Annotated in this window: 14 protein-coding genes; 9 read left to right on the top strand and 5 right to left on the bottom strand. The window is 68.9% G+C overall.

What is annotated here, in order from left to right; genetic code table 11:
- Window positions 1-71: 71 nt before the first annotated feature.
- The gene (fabV, locus tag Q7J39_RS07885; RefSeq protein ID WP_304822491.1) at window positions 72-1250 is read right to left on the bottom strand and encodes an enoyl-ACP reductase FabV; all 1179 of its coding nucleotides are present in this window, start codon (window positions 1248-1250) and stop codon (window positions 72-74) included.
- 125 nt (window positions 1251-1375) lie between these two features.
- Between fabV and Q7J39_RS07880 the strand changes: the two genes are divergently transcribed.
- Window positions 1376-2041, top strand: coding sequence for a TonB family protein (locus Q7J39_RS07880; RefSeq protein WP_304822803.1), 666 nt, complete (start codon window positions 1376-1378; stop codon window positions 2039-2041).
- Here Q7J39_RS07880 and Q7J39_RS07875 read toward each other — a convergent pair.
- Entirely contained in the window at window positions 2038-4425 is a 2388-nt protein-coding gene (locus Q7J39_RS07875) for a DNA translocase FtsK 4TM domain-containing protein (protein WP_304822488.1), read from the bottom strand. The two genes, Q7J39_RS07880 and Q7J39_RS07875, sit on opposite strands and share 4 nt — an antisense overlap.
- Window positions 4426-4575: 150 nt before the next feature.
- Between Q7J39_RS07875 and Q7J39_RS07870 the strand changes: the two genes are divergently transcribed.
- A complete protein-coding gene (locus tag Q7J39_RS07870; protein WP_304822485.1) occupies window positions 4576-4998 on the top strand; it encodes a hypothetical protein in 423 nt (140 codons plus the stop codon).
- 33 nt (window positions 4999-5031) lie between these two features.
- Here the strand turns inward: Q7J39_RS07870 and Q7J39_RS07865 are convergent, their stop codons facing one another.
- Window positions 5032-5940, bottom strand: coding sequence for a dienelactone hydrolase family protein (locus tag Q7J39_RS07865; protein WP_304822482.1), 909 nt, complete (start codon window positions 5938-5940; stop codon window positions 5032-5034).
- A 346-nt stretch (window positions 5941-6286) separates the two neighbouring features.
- Here Q7J39_RS07865 and Q7J39_RS07860 point away from each other — a divergent pair, with 346 nt between their 5' ends.
- Entirely contained in the window at window positions 6287-6820 is a 534-nt protein-coding gene (locus Q7J39_RS07860) for a HAMP domain-containing protein (protein WP_304822479.1), read from the top strand.
- Here the strand turns inward: Q7J39_RS07860 and Q7J39_RS07855 are convergent.
- A complete protein-coding gene (locus Q7J39_RS07855; protein ID WP_304822476.1) occupies window positions 6817-7422 on the bottom strand; it encodes an alpha-ketoglutarate-dependent dioxygenase AlkB in 606 nt (201 codons plus the stop codon). The genes Q7J39_RS07860 and Q7J39_RS07855 overlap by 4 nt on opposite strands.
- On the opposite strand from Q7J39_RS07855, the gene Q7J39_RS07850 reads away from it, so the two are divergent.
- The 4 genes from Q7J39_RS07850 to Q7J39_RS07835 all read left to right on the top strand — a co-directional run bounded on the left by Q7J39_RS07850 (window position 7403) and on the right by Q7J39_RS07835 (window position 13361).
- A complete protein-coding gene (locus tag Q7J39_RS07850) occupies window positions 7403-7942 on the top strand; it encodes a hypothetical protein (protein ID WP_304822474.1) in 540 nt (179 codons plus the stop codon). The genes Q7J39_RS07855 and Q7J39_RS07850 overlap by 20 nt on opposite strands.
- Before the next feature lie 182 nt (window positions 7943-8124).
- Entirely contained in the window at window positions 8125-10032 is a 1908-nt protein-coding gene (gene dnaK, locus Q7J39_RS07845) for a molecular chaperone DnaK (RefSeq protein WP_304822471.1), read from the top strand.
- A gap of 169 nt (window positions 10033-10201) precedes the next feature.
- On the top strand, window positions 10202-11353 hold the full coding sequence (gene dnaJ, locus Q7J39_RS07840) for a molecular chaperone DnaJ (protein WP_304822468.1): 1152 nt from the start codon (window positions 10202-10204) through the stop codon (window positions 11351-11353).
- Between the two features lie 106 nt (window positions 11354-11459).
- Window positions 11460-13361, top strand: coding sequence for an alpha/beta fold hydrolase (locus tag Q7J39_RS07835; protein WP_304822465.1), 1902 nt, complete (start codon window positions 11460-11462; stop codon window positions 13359-13361).
- 16 nt (window positions 13362-13377) lie between these two features.
- On the opposite strand, the gene Q7J39_RS07830 is transcribed toward Q7J39_RS07835, so the two are convergent.
- A complete protein-coding gene (locus Q7J39_RS07830; protein ID WP_304822462.1) occupies window positions 13378-13899 on the bottom strand; it encodes a GNAT family N-acetyltransferase in 522 nt (173 codons plus the stop codon).
- A gap of 105 nt (window positions 13900-14004) precedes the next feature.
- Here Q7J39_RS07830 and mutS point away from each other — a divergent pair, with 105 nt between their 5' ends.
- Both mutS and Q7J39_RS07820 read left to right on the top strand, forming a co-directional pair.
- The gene (gene mutS / locus Q7J39_RS07825) at window positions 14005-16695 is read left to right on the top strand and encodes a DNA mismatch repair protein MutS (protein ID WP_304822459.1); all 2691 of its coding nucleotides are present in this window, start codon (window positions 14005-14007) and stop codon (window positions 16693-16695) included.
- Window positions 16696-16849: 154 nt separating this feature from the next.
- Entirely contained in the window at window positions 16850-17089 is a 240-nt protein-coding gene (locus Q7J39_RS07820) for a hypothetical protein (protein ID WP_304822456.1), read from the top strand.
- Window positions 17090-17120 lie beyond the last annotated feature (31 nt).

The following is a 17120-nucleotide window of genomic DNA, read 5'->3' as shown; positions in this document are numbered from 1 at the left end:
AGATATATGCGAGAGCATGATTCACGCTTCAACCGGGACCGCGACGCGGTTCCGTCTAAAACGACCACGCTCTAGCCGACCGCCGGGACCACCTGCGGATCCTGCTCGGCGGCGTAGTCGACGCCGGCCAGGCCGAAGCCGAAGATCTTCAGGAAATCGGCGCGGAAGCCCGCCAGATCGGCCAGGTCCGGCAGGGTCTCCGTCGAGATCTGCGCCCAACGGCGTTTGACCTCCGTCTGGACCGGTTCGGACAGCTCCCAGTCGTCCACCCGCACGCGACCGGCGTCGTCCAGATGTTCCGGGCCGGGCAGGACGGTGCGGAACATCCGGTCGATCTGTTCGATGCAGCCCTCGTGCAGGCCCATCTCCTTCATCACCTTGAACAGCACCACCCCGTAGAGCGGCACCACGGGGATGGCCGAGGAGGCCTGGGTCACCACCGCCTTGAGGGAGACGACGCGGGCGGCGTGGTCGCCGTGCTGGGTGCGAAGGGCGGCGGCGGCGCGGTCGAGGTCTTCCTTGGCCTTGCCGAGCGTCGCCTTCCAGTAGATGGGCCAGGTGAGTTCCGAGCCGATATAGGTGTAGCTCAGGGTCTTGAAGCCGGGGGCCAGGACGCCGGCCGCCGACAGCGCGGCGATCCACATCTCCCAGTCCTCGCCGCCCATGACGGCGACGGTGCCGGCGGTTTCCTCCGGCGTGGCGGGTTGCAGTTGCGTCTCGAACACCTCGCCCTTGTCGGTGTTCAGGGTCTTGACGGTGACCGGGGCGCCGAGCGGCTTGATGGCCGAGCGGAAGGTCTCGCCGGTCTTGGGGTGGGTCCGCACCGGGGCGGCCATGGAATAGATCACCAGGTCCACCTGGCCGAGATGCTCGGCGATGGCGGCGACGGTCTGGGCCTTCATCTCATCGGAGAAGGCGTCGCCGTCCAGGGTGACAGCCTTGCGGCCGGCCTTGGCGGCCTGCGCCTCGAAGGCGCGGTTGTTGTACCAGCCGGCCGAGGCGGTCTTGGTCTCGCTGGGCGCCTTTTCGAAGGAGACGCCGACGGTGTCGGCCCCGCCGCCGAAGGTGGCGACGATCCGCGAGGCCAGGCCGTAACCGGCCGAACAGCCCAGCACCAGCACTCGCTTGGCCAGGCCCGGGATCTCGCCCTTGCCGGCGACGTAGCCCACCTGCTGGTGGACGTTCATGGCGCAGCCCTCGGGATGGGCCGTGGTGCAGATGAAACCGCGGATACGGGGCTCGATGATCATGGGCGCCTCTTTTCGTGGAGGCGGAAGATATACGGGGTTCGCATCCTTGCGCCACCTCGCGCCGCGCGACCTTGGCGTGCGCGCAGGCTCACCCTAGACTTGCGGTGGGTTGGGGAGTGAGCGCGATGATCTTGAGCATGCTGGCCGCCGCATCGGTGGCGACTGCGCCTTTGCCCCTGTCGAGCGCCCTCTGGAAGAGCAAGCCGACGATCGTTCAGCTCATGCGCGCCTATCCCGAGGCGCCTCGTTTGCAGAGGATCGGTGGGCGGGTCGAATTCGAGTGCGAGGTAAAGGCGGATGGGGCCTTGGATGCCTGCCGTATGCTCAGCGAAACACCGACAGGCATGGGCTTCGGCGAGGCCGCGCTCGAGTTGAGCCGCACCATGGCGCTGCATCCCAAGGACCGTGATGGCGCTGACGTCGCGGGTCGGGTCATTCGCGTGCCCATCCGCTGGTCGCCGCCGCCAGCCCCGCCAGAAGGGCAGCTGGTTGACGCGAAGAATTTTACTTGGAGCCGACTGCCGACAGGCGTCGACATCGCCCGGGTCTATCCGGCCGAGGCGCAGGCCGAGAATGTCGAAGGTCGCGCCGTCGCCCACTGCAAGGTCGCCATGGATGGCCGTCTCACGGGTTGCGCTGTGGTGTCGGAAGAGCCCTACGGATATGGCTTCGGTGAGGCGGTTCTCATGCTGAGTACGGTGTTTCAGGTCGAGAGGAAGACCAAGGATGGCCCTTCGATCCCACCCGAAAGCGTGGTTCGGCTACCTATCCGCTTCGTCCTGCCCCATTAAGGCGGCGGACCCGCCAGGACTTCGCGTTTGCCGGCGTGGTTGGCGGGGCTGACGACGCCCTCGTTCTCCATCCGCTCGATCAGGGAGGCGGCGCGGTTGTAGCCGATCTGCAGCCGGCGCTGGACGTAGGAGGTCGAGGCCTTCTTGTCGCGGGTGACCACGGCCACGGCGCGGTCGTAGAGATCGTCGCCTGAACCGCCGCCCTCGTCGAAGCCGCTCTCGTCGCCATCCTCGTCATCGCCGCCGGCGGTGACCTCCTCGAGATATTGCGGTTGGCCCTGTTCTCGCAGGAACTTGGCCACCGCCTCCACCTCACCATCGGAGACGAAGGGTCCGTGCAGGCGGGTCACCCGGCCGCCGCCGGCCATGTAGAGCATGTCGCCCTGGCCCAGCAGCTGCTCGGCGCCCTGCTCACCCAGGATGGTGCGGCTGTCGATCTTGGAGGTGACCTGGAAGCTGATCCGGGTCGGGAAGTTGGCCTTGATGGTGCCGGTGATGACGTCCACCGACGGGCGCTGGGTTGCCATCACCAGGTGGATGCCGGCGGCCCGCGCCATCTGGGCCAGTCGCTGGACGGCGCCTTCCACGTCCTTGCCGGCCACCATCATCAGGTCGGCGACCTCGTCGATGATCACCACCAGATAGGGCATGGCCTCGGGGTTGATCTTCTCGCTCTCGTAAATCGGGCGGCCGGCGTCGTCGAAGCCGGTCTGCACGGTGCGCTCAAAGTGCTCGCCCTTGGCGGCGGCCTCGCGGGCGCGATCGTTGTAGGAGGCGACGTTGCGCACCCCGATCTTCGACATCCGCCGGTAGCGGTCCTCCATCTCGCGCACGGTCCACTTCAGCGCGACGATGGCCTTCTTGGGGTCGGTGACCACGGGCGCCAGCAGGTGCGGGATGCCGTCATAGACGCTGAGCTCCAGCATCTTGGGGTCGATCATGATGAACCGGCACTGCTCGGGGGGCAGGCGGTAGAGGATCGACAGGATCATCGCGTTGACGCCGACCGATTTGCCGGAGCCGGTGGTGCCGGCGATCAGCAGGTGGGGCATCTTCGACAGGTCGGCGATATAGGGCTCGCCGCCGATGGTCTCGCCCAGCGCCATGGGCAGGGTGGCGCTGGACTTCTCATATTCGCTGCTGCCCAGCAGGTCGCGCAGATAGACGGTCTCGCGCCGCGCATTGGGCAGCTCGATGCCGATGGCGTTGCGCCCCGGCACCACGCTGACGCGGCAGGCCGCGACCGACATCGAGCGGGCGATGTCGTCGGAGAGGGCCACGACCCGGGCCGACTTCACCCCGGCGGCGGGCACCAGCTCATAGAGGGTGACCACAGGGCCGGGACGGATCTGGTCGATGGCGCCCTTGACCCCGAATTCGGCCAGCACGCTCTCCAGCAGCTGGGCGTTCTGGCGCAGGGCGCCCTCGTCGAACTGGCTGGCCCGGGGCTTGGGCTTGGCCAGCATGGACAGCTCTGGCAAGGCGAAGCCGCCGGTCTTGACGAAGTCGAAGGCGCCCTGGGCCTCGCGCAGCTCGCGGCCGGACTCCTTGGGCCCGGCCTTGGGGATCTTCACCGCCACCGGGGCGGCGAAGGGTTCCGGGGTGGCGACCGGCATGGGCGCGGGGTCGGGCAGGGGGGCGACCTTCGGGGCGCCGGGCAGGGAAGCGGCGGGAATCCGCTCCTCCGGCGTCGCCTTGGCGTTGGCGCGGCGGGCCACGGAAGGGCGCACAGGCTTAGGCTCGGGCTGGGCCTTGGGCTGCAGGGCGGTGGCCAGCCAGTTGACGGTGGAGGTCAGGTCAAGGCGGCGCAGGCCCAGCGCGTAGCCGAGGCCCCCGACCGCGGCGGCGGCCAGCAGCAGGGCGGCGATCAGGGTCGCGGCGGGCAGACGGGCGAAGGCCAGGACCCCGGCGACGCCGTGCAGCAGACCGTCACCCCAGAACCCGCCGAGACCCTTGGCGAGGGGCCAGGCGGCCGGGGCTGGCGGGGCGGCCAGCAGGCCGGCCAGGGCGAGCAGGCCGAGGGTTCCGATGGCGGCGCGAAGTCGGACCTGTCCGCGGGTCTCGTCGGGACGGGCGGAGACGGCGCGATAGAGCCCGAACAGCACCATCAGCAGGGCGGCGACGCCGGCGGCCAGGCCCAGGGACTGGATGCCGATGTCGGCGGCGGTGGCGCCGGGGCCGCCGAGCGCATTGGCGGGGACGAAGGGGGAGGCGGCGTTGAGGCTGGGATCGGCGGCGTTATAGGTGGCCAGCGCCACGGCGAAGGCCGCGCCTGAGGCCGCGATCACGCCGCCTCGAAGGCGTGCGGTGGTCGGATGAGTCCAGGCGAGGCCCGCAATGTGCAGCCCCAGCTCCAAACCCGTCTTTCGCGCCACCCGCGCCATACACCACGCTCCCATTCTGGAAGTCTCAGTCTATGGGCGTCAGGTGGTTAAGAGGCGTTTACCTCGGCGGCCACTGATCGCGCTTTCTGTGGGCGACGCGCCTGCAATCGCAATTCCACTTTCGGGCGATCCGCATTAGGACTTTGCGGCATGTGGAGCATGCCGCGCAGCGTCTTGAGAGTTGTGGCCGTGATCATCGGCCTCTGCGCCGTCAGCGGCTTTGTGCTGGGCGTGCGCGGCGCGCCGGAAAAGGCGCGGCTGCCGGGCGAAGGGCCGCCGGGCGCGGCGGCCGGCGTGCAGCTGCAGGCCACCGATGCGAAGCCTCTGGGAAACGAGGCCCTGGCCCCGCCGCCCCCCGTCGTGGTGGAGAAGGCCGAGGACGAAAAGAAACCCGAGGAAAAGAAGCCGGCGGCCGATCCCCTCGACCTCGCCGCCGACCAGAGCCCGCCGGAGACCGTCGCCACCGTGACGCCGGCCAAGGCCGCACCGCCGAAGCCGACGACCCCGCCTGCCGAAGACCGCGTCGGCGACCTGCTGGACGGCATCACGCCCGCCGACGATCCGCCGCACTGAGCCTGCCCCTTCCCCGTAAACGGGGCAGGAAGACTAGGCCGTGGCTTTGAAGGCCTTCGGCTTGACCCCGTGGGCGGCGAAGTGGGCCAGCATGCGCGACCAGGCGTCGGCGGCGGCCTTGGGGTCATAGGAGGCGCGGTAGTCGGCGTGGAAGCCGTGCTGGCTGTCGGGATAGACGACGATCTCGCTGCCCTTCTTCCGCGCGGCCTGCAGCGCCGCGCGCATGGCCTCGACGTCGGCCAGGGGGATGCCCGCGTCCTTGCCGGCATAGAGGCCGATGACCGGGGCCTTCAGCTCGCCCGCCAGCTGGATCGGCCACTGGCGGCCGGGTTCGCCCAGGAAGTCGCCGGGCTTGGGCGCCGCGAGCCGGCCATACCAGGCCGCGCCGGCCTTGAAGTCCTTGCGTCGCTCACAGGCCAGCCAGGTGACCGCTCCCCCCCAGCAGAAGCCGGTGATGCCCATCTTGCCCTTGTCGGCGTACTTCTGGGCCTTGAGGAAGGCCACCGTGGCGTCGAGGTCGCCCATCACCTGTCCGTCGCTGGCGGCGGAGACGATGCGGCGGATCTCGGCGAAGTCGCTGATCGTCGAGGGGTCGCCCGCGCGGACGAAGAAGTCCGGGGCGATGGCCACGTAGCCCAGCCGAGCCAGCCGGCGGCAGGTGTCACGGATATACTCGTGCACCCCGAACACCTCGCAGACCACCACCACCACCGGGAAGCGGCCCTTGGCGGCGGGGCGGGCGACAAAGGCCGGGATGGCGCGGTCGCTGGCCGTCACCTGGACGGTCTCGGTGACCAGGCCCTCGGCCGGCGTGGTGATAGGCTCGGCGCTGGCCGAAAGCGCATAGACCGCATAGCCGCCGAACACGGCGCCGGCCAGGGCGCGGCGCGACAGGTTCAGGTCTTCGGGCTTGGTCCCCTCGGGACGGGTCAAGGTGATCATGGATGGTGCGTCTCCCAAGCCGCGGTTCGGCGTGATTAAGCGGGTCGCCGCGGATGGAGTCAAAGCGGCGGACTGTCCGGAAGAAAATCCATGCATCCCCCTGCATTGATTTAGATCAAATCGAGGTGTCGATATGCCACACTCAAATGGCCACGACACCTCCCTACTCGATTTGAGCATATAGGCTGCTCGATCCGAGTATAAGCGCTACTCGATTCGAGTATACAGGGTCTCCGAGCGCCAAAACGCCGTGGAAAATACGATAGATTAACCCGCGCCTCCGTATTCTGGCTCCACCGAGCGGGCCAACGGCTCGTGTGTCCAGCGCGCCGCCGAACAGAGTGTGGTGTTTAACCGGATCCTGTTGCTCAGTGTCGGCGGGTTGATCGGGGTCGCCGCCCTGCTGGCCCTGCGCATGCTGACCGGGCGGATCGTGACGCCGATCGAGGCGATCGCCGGCTATATGGAGAAGCTGGCGGCCGGCGAATATGAGGCCGAGGTTCCCTTCACCACGCGGCAGGATGAGATCGGCGACATGGCGCGCTCGGTGGAAATCTTCCGCCAGGCCGCTCTTGAACGCAGGACCCTACGCGAGGAGCAGGAGGCCAGCCGCCAGGCGTCGGAAACCGAACGCGGACGCAATGAGGACGAGCGCCGGCGCGCCGAGCAGCAGCGAGCCGAGGTCACCCAGCGCCTGGCCCACGCCATGCGCGGCAACGCCAGTGAGCTGACCGACCAGGTGCGCCGGTTCAGCACGAGCGTCTCGGTCGGCGCGACCCAGAGAGCCGCCGCAAAGCCGGTCCCCCAGCTACGCACGGTGGGCGGTCGCGGCGCGGCGACCGCCAAGTCCCCGACCCCGGAGGGCTGGGAGGAGTTCTAGGCGGCCCGCCTCAGAGTCAGGTTGATCCGCCCCCCGCCCGGGATCAACCGCGAGGAGCCGGCCAGGATACGGTCGACCCCGTGGTGGAAAAGCCGCGCCTCGCCCGCCAGGAGGCAGACGTCGCCGGAGGAGAGCCGCGTGGAGCTGGTGGGTTCGGTGCGCTTGAGGCCCCCCAGCCGGAAGACGGCGGTGTCGCCGAGCGAGACCGACAGCACCGGGAAGGAAAAGTCAGCCTCGTCCCTGTCCTGGTGCAGGCCCATGCGGGCGTCGCCCCGGTAGAGGTTGACCAGGCAGGCGTCGGGCGGCGTCCTGCGATCGGCCAGCTCCGCCCAAAGATCGAGCAGCACCTGGGGGATGGCGGGCCAGGGCTCGCCGGTCTGGGGATGGGTGGCCTGATAGCGATAGCCCGCCGCGTCGGTGAACCAGCCGAGCGGACCGAGATTGGTGGTCTGCACGCTCATGGCCTTACCGCCCGGCGTGATCGGTCTGTAGAAGGGCGCGGCCTGGCTGAGCTCCAGCACCTCGGCCACCAGGGCGGCCTGAGCCTCGGGGGCCAACCTGCCGGGCCAGAGCCGGAAGCCTGTGGTCGTCGAAACGGTCATGACCCGCCATATAGCGCTGATGGATGATCGCGCACCCATGGCGCCTGGCGCTTTCCGGACCTTGACCGCCGGCGAGCGAACCCTCGCTCGCGAGATGTTCGGCGAAACCCTGGATGCGGCCAGAGTCTGGATTTTCGCCATTCCCCTGTGGCCCCGCGCCTTCGTGCCCGGCGGACGGCTGATCGTCTGGCCCGCGGCGCAGGCCTGGCGCGATTTCAGCCTGGCCCCACTCGACCTCCAGAGCGTCTTCATCCACGAGCTGACCCACGTTTGGCAGGCCCAAAGCGGGGTCAATCTGGTGGCCGCCAAGCTGCGCGCCGGGGACGGGCCGAGGGCCTACGCCTACGATCTTTCAAAAACCTGCGATTTCTCAAGGTTCAATATCGAGCAGCAGGCCATGGTCGTGCAGCACGCATTCCTGACCGCGCGCGGCGGTTCCGCGCCCTATGACGGTGAAGCTTATGCAGAGATTTTAGGGACTTGGCTGACGGCAGGCGCCACAAGACCCCGCACACTTTAAGGGCATTCGCCCTTGCGGGCGCGCGCAGCCATCCCATATCGCGACTCGACGGCGGTTTCCTCACAGGTTAACCGCCCGAGACCCTGATCGAACCGGGGACGGTGACAAAAGAAGTCGGGCGCTTGGCAACGAGGCCCCTTAAGCACCGTCCGCCACTAGTGGAGCGAGCAAGAGACTCGAACATGAGCAAGATTATTGGCATCGACCTCGGCACGACGAATTCGTGCGTTGCGATCATGGACGGCAAGCTGCCGAAAGTAATCGAGAACGCCGAAGGCGCGCGGACCACGCCTTCCGTGGTGGCCTTCCTGGAAGACGGGGAGCGGCTTGTCGGCCAGCCCGCCAAGCGCCAGGCCGTCACCAACCCCACCAACACCGTCTTTGCGGTCAAGCGTCTGATCGGTCGTCACAACGACGATCCGCTGGTCGAAAAAGACAAGAAGATGGTGCCCTACGAGATCGTCAAGGGCCCCAATGGGGACGCCTGGATCCGGGCCCAGGACAAGGACTATTCGCCCCAGCAGATCTCCGCCTTCATCCTGGGCAAGATCAAGGAGGACGCCGAGCGTCACCTGGGCGAGAAGGTCGAAAAGGCGGTCATCACCGTCCCGGCCTATTTCAACGACGCCCAGCGCCAGGCCACCAAGGACGCCGGCCGCATCGCCGGCCTTGAAGTCCTGCGGATCATCAACGAACCCACCGCCGCGGCGCTCGCCTACGGGCTTGAGAAGAACGACGGCAAGAAGATCGTGGTCTACGACCTCGGCGGCGGCACCTTCGACGTGTCGATCCTCGAGATCGGCGACGGCGTCTTCGAGGTGAAGGCCACCAACGGGGACACCTTCCTCGGCGGTGAGGACTTCGACCTCCGGATCGTCGACTACCTGGCTGATGAGTTCAAGAAAGAGACCTCCGTCGACCTCCGCAAGGACAAGCTGGCCCTCCAGCGCCTGAAGGAAGAAGGCGAAAAGGCCAAGAAAGAGCTGTCGACCACCACGCAGTACGAGGTGAACCTGCCCTTCATCTCGATGAACGCCTCGGGTCCGCTGCACCTCAACATCAAGCTGTCGCGCGCCAAGCTTGAGGCCCTCGTCGAGGACCTGATCGCCAAGACGGTCGGCCCCTGCGAGATGGCCCTCAAGGACGCCGGCCTGAAGAAGTCCGACATCGACGAAGTGATCCTGGTGGGCGGCATGACCCGCATGCCCAAGGTCGTCGACACCGTGAAGGAGTTCTTCGGCCGTGAGCCCCACAAGGGCGTGAACCCCGACGAAGTCGTGGCGCTGGGCGCCGCGGTGCAGGCCGGGGTTCTGCAGGGCGACGTCAAGGATGTGCTGCTGCTGGACGTCACGCCCCTGACGCTGGGCATCGAGACCCTGGGCGGGGTGTTCACCCCGCTGATCGAGCGCAACACCACCATCCCCACCAAGCGCTCGCAGACCTTCTCGACCGCCGATGACAACCAGTCGGCCGTGACCATCCGGGTGTTCCAGGGCGAGCGGCCCATGGCGCACGACAACAAGATGCTGGGTCAGTTCGACCTGGTGGGGATCCCCCCGGCGCCGCGCGGCGTGCCGCAGGTCGAGGTGACCTTCGACATCGACGCCAACGGCATCGTCAACGTCTCGGCCCGCGACAAGGCGACCGCCAAGGAGCAGTCGATCCGCATCCAGGCCAATGGCGGTCTGTCGGACGCCGACATCGAAAAGATGGTCCGCGAGGCCGAGAGCAACAAGGCCGACGACGAGAAGCGCAAGGCCCTGGTGGAGTCCAAGAACCAGGCCGAGGCGGTGGTCCACTCCACCGAAAAGGCCATGGCCGAGCACGGCGACAAGATCACCGGGCCCGACAAGGACGCCATCGTGACGGCCCTGGCCGATCTGAAGTCCGCCCTGGAGGGTGACGACGCCGAAGGCATCGCCGCCAAGACCCAGACGCTGATCCAGGCGTCCATGAAGCTCGGCGAAGCCATGTACGCCGCCCAGCAGGGTGGTGAAGGTGATCAACCCGACGACGCCTCGGGCGGTGACGACGTTGTCGACGCCGAGTTCGAGGAAGTCAGCGACGACGACACCAAGAAGTCCGCTTGACGTCGCGCCCCATGGCGGTTTCTCGCAGCCTTTGCGAGGGATCGCCGTGGGGGTTTCGCACATCTGCGGGCGAACCCCCTCTCTGCCCGGCGCGACTGGCGCAAGCCTTGCAGCCGGGGCAGGGTGTTCCCACCTCAGTTTAAGATCAATTTGAACGCCTGATGATTTGATGCGGGACTATTACGAGATCCTGGGCGTGACGCGGGGCTGCGACGAAGCCGCGCTGAAATCGTCCTTCCGCAAGCTGGCCATGGAGCACCACCCCGACCGCAACGGCGGTTGCGAGGAGGCTGAGGGCCGCTTCAAGGAAATCAACGAAGCCTATTCGATCCTGTCGGATCCCCAGAAGCGCGCGCGCTACGACCAGTTCGGCCATGCCGGGGTCAATGGCGGTGGTGGCGGCGGACCCGGCGCCGGCCAGTTCCACGACGTGAACGACATCTTCAACGAGGTGTTCGGCGACGTCTTCGGCGACATGTTCGGCGGCCGACGCCAGCGCGGCGGCCCGGCCCGCGGCCAGGACCTGCGCTACGACCTCGAAATCAGCCTGGAGCAGGCCTATGCCGGCTCGGAGGTGGAGATCGTGGTCCCCGCCTCCATCCAGTGCGAGGCCTGCGACGGCTCGGGCGCCAAGCCCGGCACCAGCCCCACGGTCTGCGGGACCTGCGGCGGGGCCGGCCGGGTCCGCGCCAGCCAGGGCTTCTTCTCCGTCGAACGCGCTTGCCCCCGCTGCGGCGGCTCGGGCCAACTGATCCTCGACCCCTGCGTCGAATGCCGCGGTCACGGCCAGCTGCGCAAGGAACGCACCCTGCAGGTCCGTATTCCGGCGGGCGTCGACGATGGCGCCCGTATCCGGCTGGCCGGCGAAGGCGACGCCGGCGCCCGGGGCGGCCCGCGCGGCGACCTCTACATCTTCCTGTCGGTGAAGCCGCACGAGCTGTTCGACCGCGACGGCCTGGACCTGCTCTGCACCGTGCCGGTGCCGATGACGGTGGCGGCGCTGGGCGGCGACATCGAGGCGCCCTGCCTGATGGGCGGCGAGAACTGCGATGGGAATTGCAAGATCGAGGTCAAGGTGCCGGAAGGCTCCCAAACCGGCCGCACCGTGCGCCTCAAGGGCCGCGGCATGCCCTCCCTGCGCTCCCGCGAGCGCGGCGACCTGATCGTCGAACTGTTCGTCGAGACCCCCACCCGCCTCAGCGCCCGTCAAAAGGAGCTGATGCGCGAACTGTCGGATCTCTGCGGCGAGCAGCAGCACCCCAAGTCCGCCAGCTTCATCGGCAAGGCCAAACGCTTCTGGGAAGACGTGACTGGGGTCTAGGCTTGCGTCGTCATACCGAAGCGTTGAAAAATCCCGGACACAATCACCCGTCAAAAGGCTAAGCTCATAGCCAACCGCGCACCGGCGCGGACGACGGGAGGATACCATGAGCCTGAAGACCCTGATCCTGGGCGCGACCGCTATGGCCGCCCTGGCCCTGCCGGCCGCCGCGGCCGACAACGCCAAGAGCCTGGTCCCCGGCTATCCCGACGTGGTGGGCGAATATATCCAGATCCCGGGCTATCCGGCGGCGGGCACGCCCAAGGTCCTGAACACCGCCAGCTTCCTGCGCCTGCGCGCCGCCGCTGATGGGGAGAGCCCCCGGCCCGCCAATGCGGTGATCGTCGGCCTTCCGGGCTTCTCGTCGACTCCCGCCCACTGGCTCTACCTGGCCAGCCAACTGGTCCATAAGGCGCAGGGCCAGACCTGCGACGGGGCGCCCTGCCGGATCGAGGTCTGGGTTCTGCAGCGTCGGGGCGCCAACCTCGCCGACACCACCGGCCTGACCGCCGCGCGGGCCAAGAAGGACCCGAAGGTGGCGCTCGACTACTATCTGGGCGCGGCGGCCCTGCAGTCGTCGGACCTCCCCGGCGCGCCGCTGAAGGTGGACGTTCCCCCCTCGGGTTCGCCGCCCCCGGCGTGGAAGCCGCTCAGCCAGACCGACGTCGCCTTCATGGCCGACTGGGACTTCCAGGCCTATGCCGGGGACGTCGACGCCATGATCGGCCTGATCAAGCAGAAGACCGGGAACCGCAACATCTTCCTGGCGGGCCACAGCCAGGGCGGCGGCTTCGTCGCCAACTACGCCGCCCGCCTGCAGGCCGACGGCAAGCGCGGGGTCGACAAGCTGTCGGGCCTGATCTTCCTGGACGGCGGTCCTTCGGCCGGAACCGAGGCCGCCCCCACCGAGGCTCAGCTCATCGCCTATTTCGCCAAGGTCGCGGCCCTGCGCGCCGGCAAGGACCGGGTCTATACCGACGCCTCGGGCATGCTGGGCGCCATCGCCGGCCCTGAGGCCGCCGCCAGCCAGTCGGTGACGGGTATCTACTACGCCTTCGTCGATCCGAAGCAGGAGTCGATCTTCCCCCTGCGCACTGCGGCCATGACCGCCAATCCGGGCGACGCCTTCCTGCGGGCCATCCGCCTGACCTGGCTGGCTCGCGCCGGCGCCAGCTTCGACACCGATCCCGTCGCCGGCGGTGGGGTGCAGATGCCGGTGCTGCAGTTCCTGGGCGAGGGCCTGGGCTATCTGGACTTCAAGCCGCTGCCTGGGACCGAGGACCAGTGTGACAAGACCCCGGCTCCGCCGATGATGGGCCCACCGCGCCCGGGCATTGCGGCCGCCAAGTGCGTGCCGGCTCCGGCCCAGATCGATCCCGCCAAGGTCTATGGCTGGGTCGAGGGCGGCGGAAATGGCCAGGCGCCCCTGGACGCGGGCAAGGCCAGGCTCTGGATGGACAGCCAGGCCTATGCCCCGGCCCGCTCCAACATCAAGCCGGTCGCAGTGACCTTCGCCCAGGGCGGCGCGCGCACGATCGACGCCTCCGACATGATCGCCTCCAACTGGTATCCCTCAGAGCGTTGGGATTTCGATGCGGGCTTCGTAGGCCGCTACAAGACCCTCAAGCTCGATCGCGACGGGGTGAAGCTGGACATCGACAAGTCCGCCATCGCCGCCATCCCGGTCTATGTCGCCCGCCAGAGCCCGGCGGCGGCGGCCAACAATCCCTTCCCGGGGGTGACCGACTATACCGAGGTCAACAAGACGGGGACCTATCAGACCGAGGCCGCCAAGGCGGCGACCCCCTTCGACCCTGCGATCAACGCCAAGCTCTATTTCCACACCGACTTCGTCTCGGTGGACGACTCGACGCCGGACAAGGGCCGGCCGGGCGATCCGGGCAATTCGGCGGTGGCCAACACCCTGATTGATTGGGTGCTGAAGCGCTCCAAGGGCGCGGCTGCGACGCCCTCACCGAAGTCACTGGGTGTTGTCACTCGCTACTGACGCCGCTCGGGCCGGATCAGGCGATGAGCGTCCGGATATCGGCCCACCGGTAGCTGACTTCGTACATCAGGCCGCCGGGGCCGGGCTCCTTGCGGGGCGCCTCGGCCTCGCCGCCCAGGTGCTCGTAGAAGCCGCGCGCCGGGAGGTTGTCGCGCAGGACCGAGATCATCAGCGACTTGGCGCCCTGGTCGGCGAACACCCGCGCCGCCGCGGTCAGCAGGCGCCGGCCCAGGTCATAGCCCTGGTGCGGGCGCAGGACGTAGAGGGTGGTCACCTCCGCCTCGCCCGGCAGCCGGGTGCGCGACGGGCCCCCGGCGGCATAGCCGACGATGCCGGAGCGGTCGGCGGCGGCCAGCGTGATCTCGTGCTCGCCCGGGTCGATCAGCGACTTGGAAAAGCGCCGGGTGTTCACCGGCACGCTCATGCGATCGAGGAAATGGTCGGGCAGCAGGCCGCGATAGGTCTCGCGCCAGGAGGTCACATGGACCTCGGCCAGGGCGTGGGCATCCTGCGGACCGGCGGGAAAGATGACGTGCATGGGCAAACCTCCCGGACTTAACCACAGCTTGGGCGCCGCAGGGCTTTGTTCAAGAGGCGGCGGGGATGACGTGGCGTGCGGGCGCCGTTAACCTCCGCCCCAAGCATGAACGCCCAGACCCCCACCCCGCCTGATGCGGCCGCCGGCGCCACGCCGGTCATGGCCCAGTACTTCGAGGCCAAGGCCCGCCAGCCCGACGCGCTGGTGTTCTTCCGCATGGGCGACTTCTACGAGCTGTTCTTCGAGGACGCCGAGAAGGCCGCCGCGGCGCTCGGCATCACGCTGACGGCGCGGGGCAATCACGGCGGCGCGCCGATCCCCATGTGCGGGGTGCCGGTCCATGCCGCCGAGGCCTATCTCGCCAAGCTGATCCGCGCGGGGTTCAAGGTCGCCGTCTGCGAGCAGATGGAAGACCCCGCCGAGGCCCGCAAGCGCGGCTCGAAATCCATCGTCCGGCGCGACGTGGTCCGGGTGGTGACACCGGGCACCCTCACCGAAGACGGCCTGCTGGACGCCCGGGGCGCGAACCGCCTGGCCGCCGTGGCGGTGCGGGCCGGGGCCGCCGCCGTCGCCAGCGTGGAGCTCTCCACCGGCGAGGTGGAATGCTGGGCCGTGGCCCGTGAGAACCTGGCCTCGGCGCTCGCCGCCCTGGGTCCTTCCGAAATCCTGGTGCCTGACCGGCTGTTCGCCGACGAGGGGATGAACACCGCCCTGCGCAGCGCCGGCGGTGTGGTGCAGCCCATGCCCTCGGCCCTGGCCGAGCCGGCCGCCTCGGAGGCCCGGCTGAAGCGGCTATACGGGGTCGACACCCTGGACGGCTTCGGCACGCTCTCGGGCGCGGAAATCTCGGCCCTGGGCCTGATCGCCGCGCACCTGGAGACCACCCAGGCCGGTCGCCTGCCGGCCCTGACCGCGCCGCGAAGGGCCGGCGAGGCCGACGTCATGGCTATCGACCCGGCCACCCGAACCAGCCTGGAGATCGAGAAGAGCCTGTCGGGCTCCCGCGAAGGCTCGCTGCTTGGCGCCATCGACCGCACCATCACCGCGCCCGGCGCCCGGATGCTGGCCGCGCGGCTGGCCCGGCCGCTGCTGGACCCCGCCGCCATCGAACCCAGGCTCGACGCCGTCGGCTGGTTCGTCGAGCGCCGCCCCCTGCGCCAGAAGCTGCGCGAGGAGTTGAGGGGTCTGGGGGACATGGCGCGCGCCCTGTCGCGCTTGGCGCTCGGCCGGGGCGGGCCCCGTGACCTCGGCTGTCTGCGCGATGGTCTCAATCGTGGCGAGGCGATCACCGGCCTGTTCTCCGGGGCCCCCGCGCCGCTGGACCCGCCCCCGCCCGCCGAAGTGGAGAGCGCGCTGGCCGTGCTTCATGCCTTTGATCACTACGAGCTGGGCGCCTTCCGCCAGATGCTCGCCGAGGGTCTGGGGACCGAGCTTCCGGCCCAGGCCCGCGACGGCGGCTTCGTGGCCGCCGGGGTCCGTCCCGAACTGGACCAGGCCCGCGCCCTGCGCGACGACAGCCGCCGGGTGATCCTGCAGCTGGAGGCGCAGCTGCTGGCCGATAGCGGCGTGGCCCTGAAGATCCGCCACAACGCCGTGCTGGGCTATTTCGTCGAGACCACGGCCAAGGCCGCCGAGCCGCTGATGGCGCCGCCGCTGAACGCCACCTTCATCCACCGCCAGACCCTGGCCAACCAGGTCCGCTTCACCACCGTGGAGTTGGCTGAGCTGGACGCCAAGATCGCCCAGGCCGCCGAGCGGGCCCTGGCGATTGAAGTGGCCACCTTCGAAGCCTGGCGCGAGGCCGCCATCGGCGTGGCCGCCGCCATCCAGGCCGCCGCCGAGGGCGCCGCGCGCCTGGACGTGGCCGCAGGCCTGGCCGAATGGGCCGACGACGTGGGCGGGACCCGGCCGATCCTGGACCGCTCCACCGCCTTCGAGGCCGAGGCCGCCCGCCACCCGGTGGTGGAGGCCGCCGTCAAGCGGACCGGCCAGCCCTTCACCCCTAACGACTGCCGCCTGGACGGCGCCGGCGCCGTGGGGCCGCGCCTGGCCCTGGTGACCGGGCCGAACATGGCCGGCAAGTCCACCTTCCTGCGCCAGAACGCCCTGCTCGCCGTCCTGGCCCAGGCTGGATGTTATGTGCCCGCCAAGCGCCTGCGCCTGGGCGTCGTCGATCGGCTGTTCAGCCGGGTCGGGGCCGGCGACGACCTGGCTCGGGGCCGCTCGACCTTCATGGCCGAGATGGTGGAGACCGCCGCCATCTTGACCCAGGCGACGCCGCGCTCGCTGGTGATCCTCGACGAGATCGGCCGGGGCACGGCCACCTATGACGGCCTGGCCATCGCCTGGGCCTGCGCCGAGGCCCTGCACGAGACCAATCGCTGCCGGGGCCTGTTCGCCACCCACTATCACGAGCTCGCGGTGCTGGAGGGCCGGCTGGCCCACGTCGCCAACCTGTCGCTGAAGGCCAAGGAGTGGAACGGCGACCTGATCTTCCTGCACGAGGCCGGGCCCGGCCCTGCTGACCGATCCTATGGTGTGCAGGTGGCCAAGCTGGCCGGCGTGCCCGCCCCCGTGGTGATCCGCGCTCGCGAGGTGCTGGAGCGCCTGGAGCGCGAAACCGGTGCGCCGGCCCATCTCGACGACCTGCCGCTGTTCGCCGCCACGGCGCCGGGCGTGGCGGAGCGCTCCGGCCCTAGCGCGGTGGACGCCGCCGTCGCTGAGCTCGACCCCGACAGCATGAGCCCGCGCGAGGCCATGGCGGCGCTCTACAGGCTCAAGGGCCTTCTCGCCTAATCTGGACCTGCGGCGGCCTGCGGCAGACGAGAATGGTGCACTGCAAAATATAAACCATCGCGCTGCACAATATTTTAAGCTCGGGCGTACAAAAACAGCTCCGACGAGCGCGGACCTCTCCTCCCCATTTTCCCGCGCCGCTGGAGATTTGAACATGATCCGCATCGCCCTTATCGCCGCCATCGCCGCCTTCGCCGCTTCCTCGGCCAGCGCCACCGAAGTCCGCGTCTCGCTGGTGGGCAAGTCCGCCGACCAGATCAACGCCGACATCCTGGACGCCGCGCGCGCCGTCTGCGCCAAGGACGTCGCCGGCGAGACCATGATCCTCGGCGCCTACGGCCGTTGCGTGAAGGCCACCGTGCAGGTCACCCAGCAAAAGCTCGCCGCGCTCTAAGACGCGAGACGTTCGACCCCTCGACGAAAGG

This window comes from Phenylobacterium sp., assembly GCF_030651185.1.
In the GTDB taxonomy this organism is placed as follows: Bacteria; Pseudomonadota; Alphaproteobacteria; order Caulobacterales; family Caulobacteraceae; genus Phenylobacterium.
This window is presented reverse-complemented; position numbering and strand designations above follow the sequence as displayed.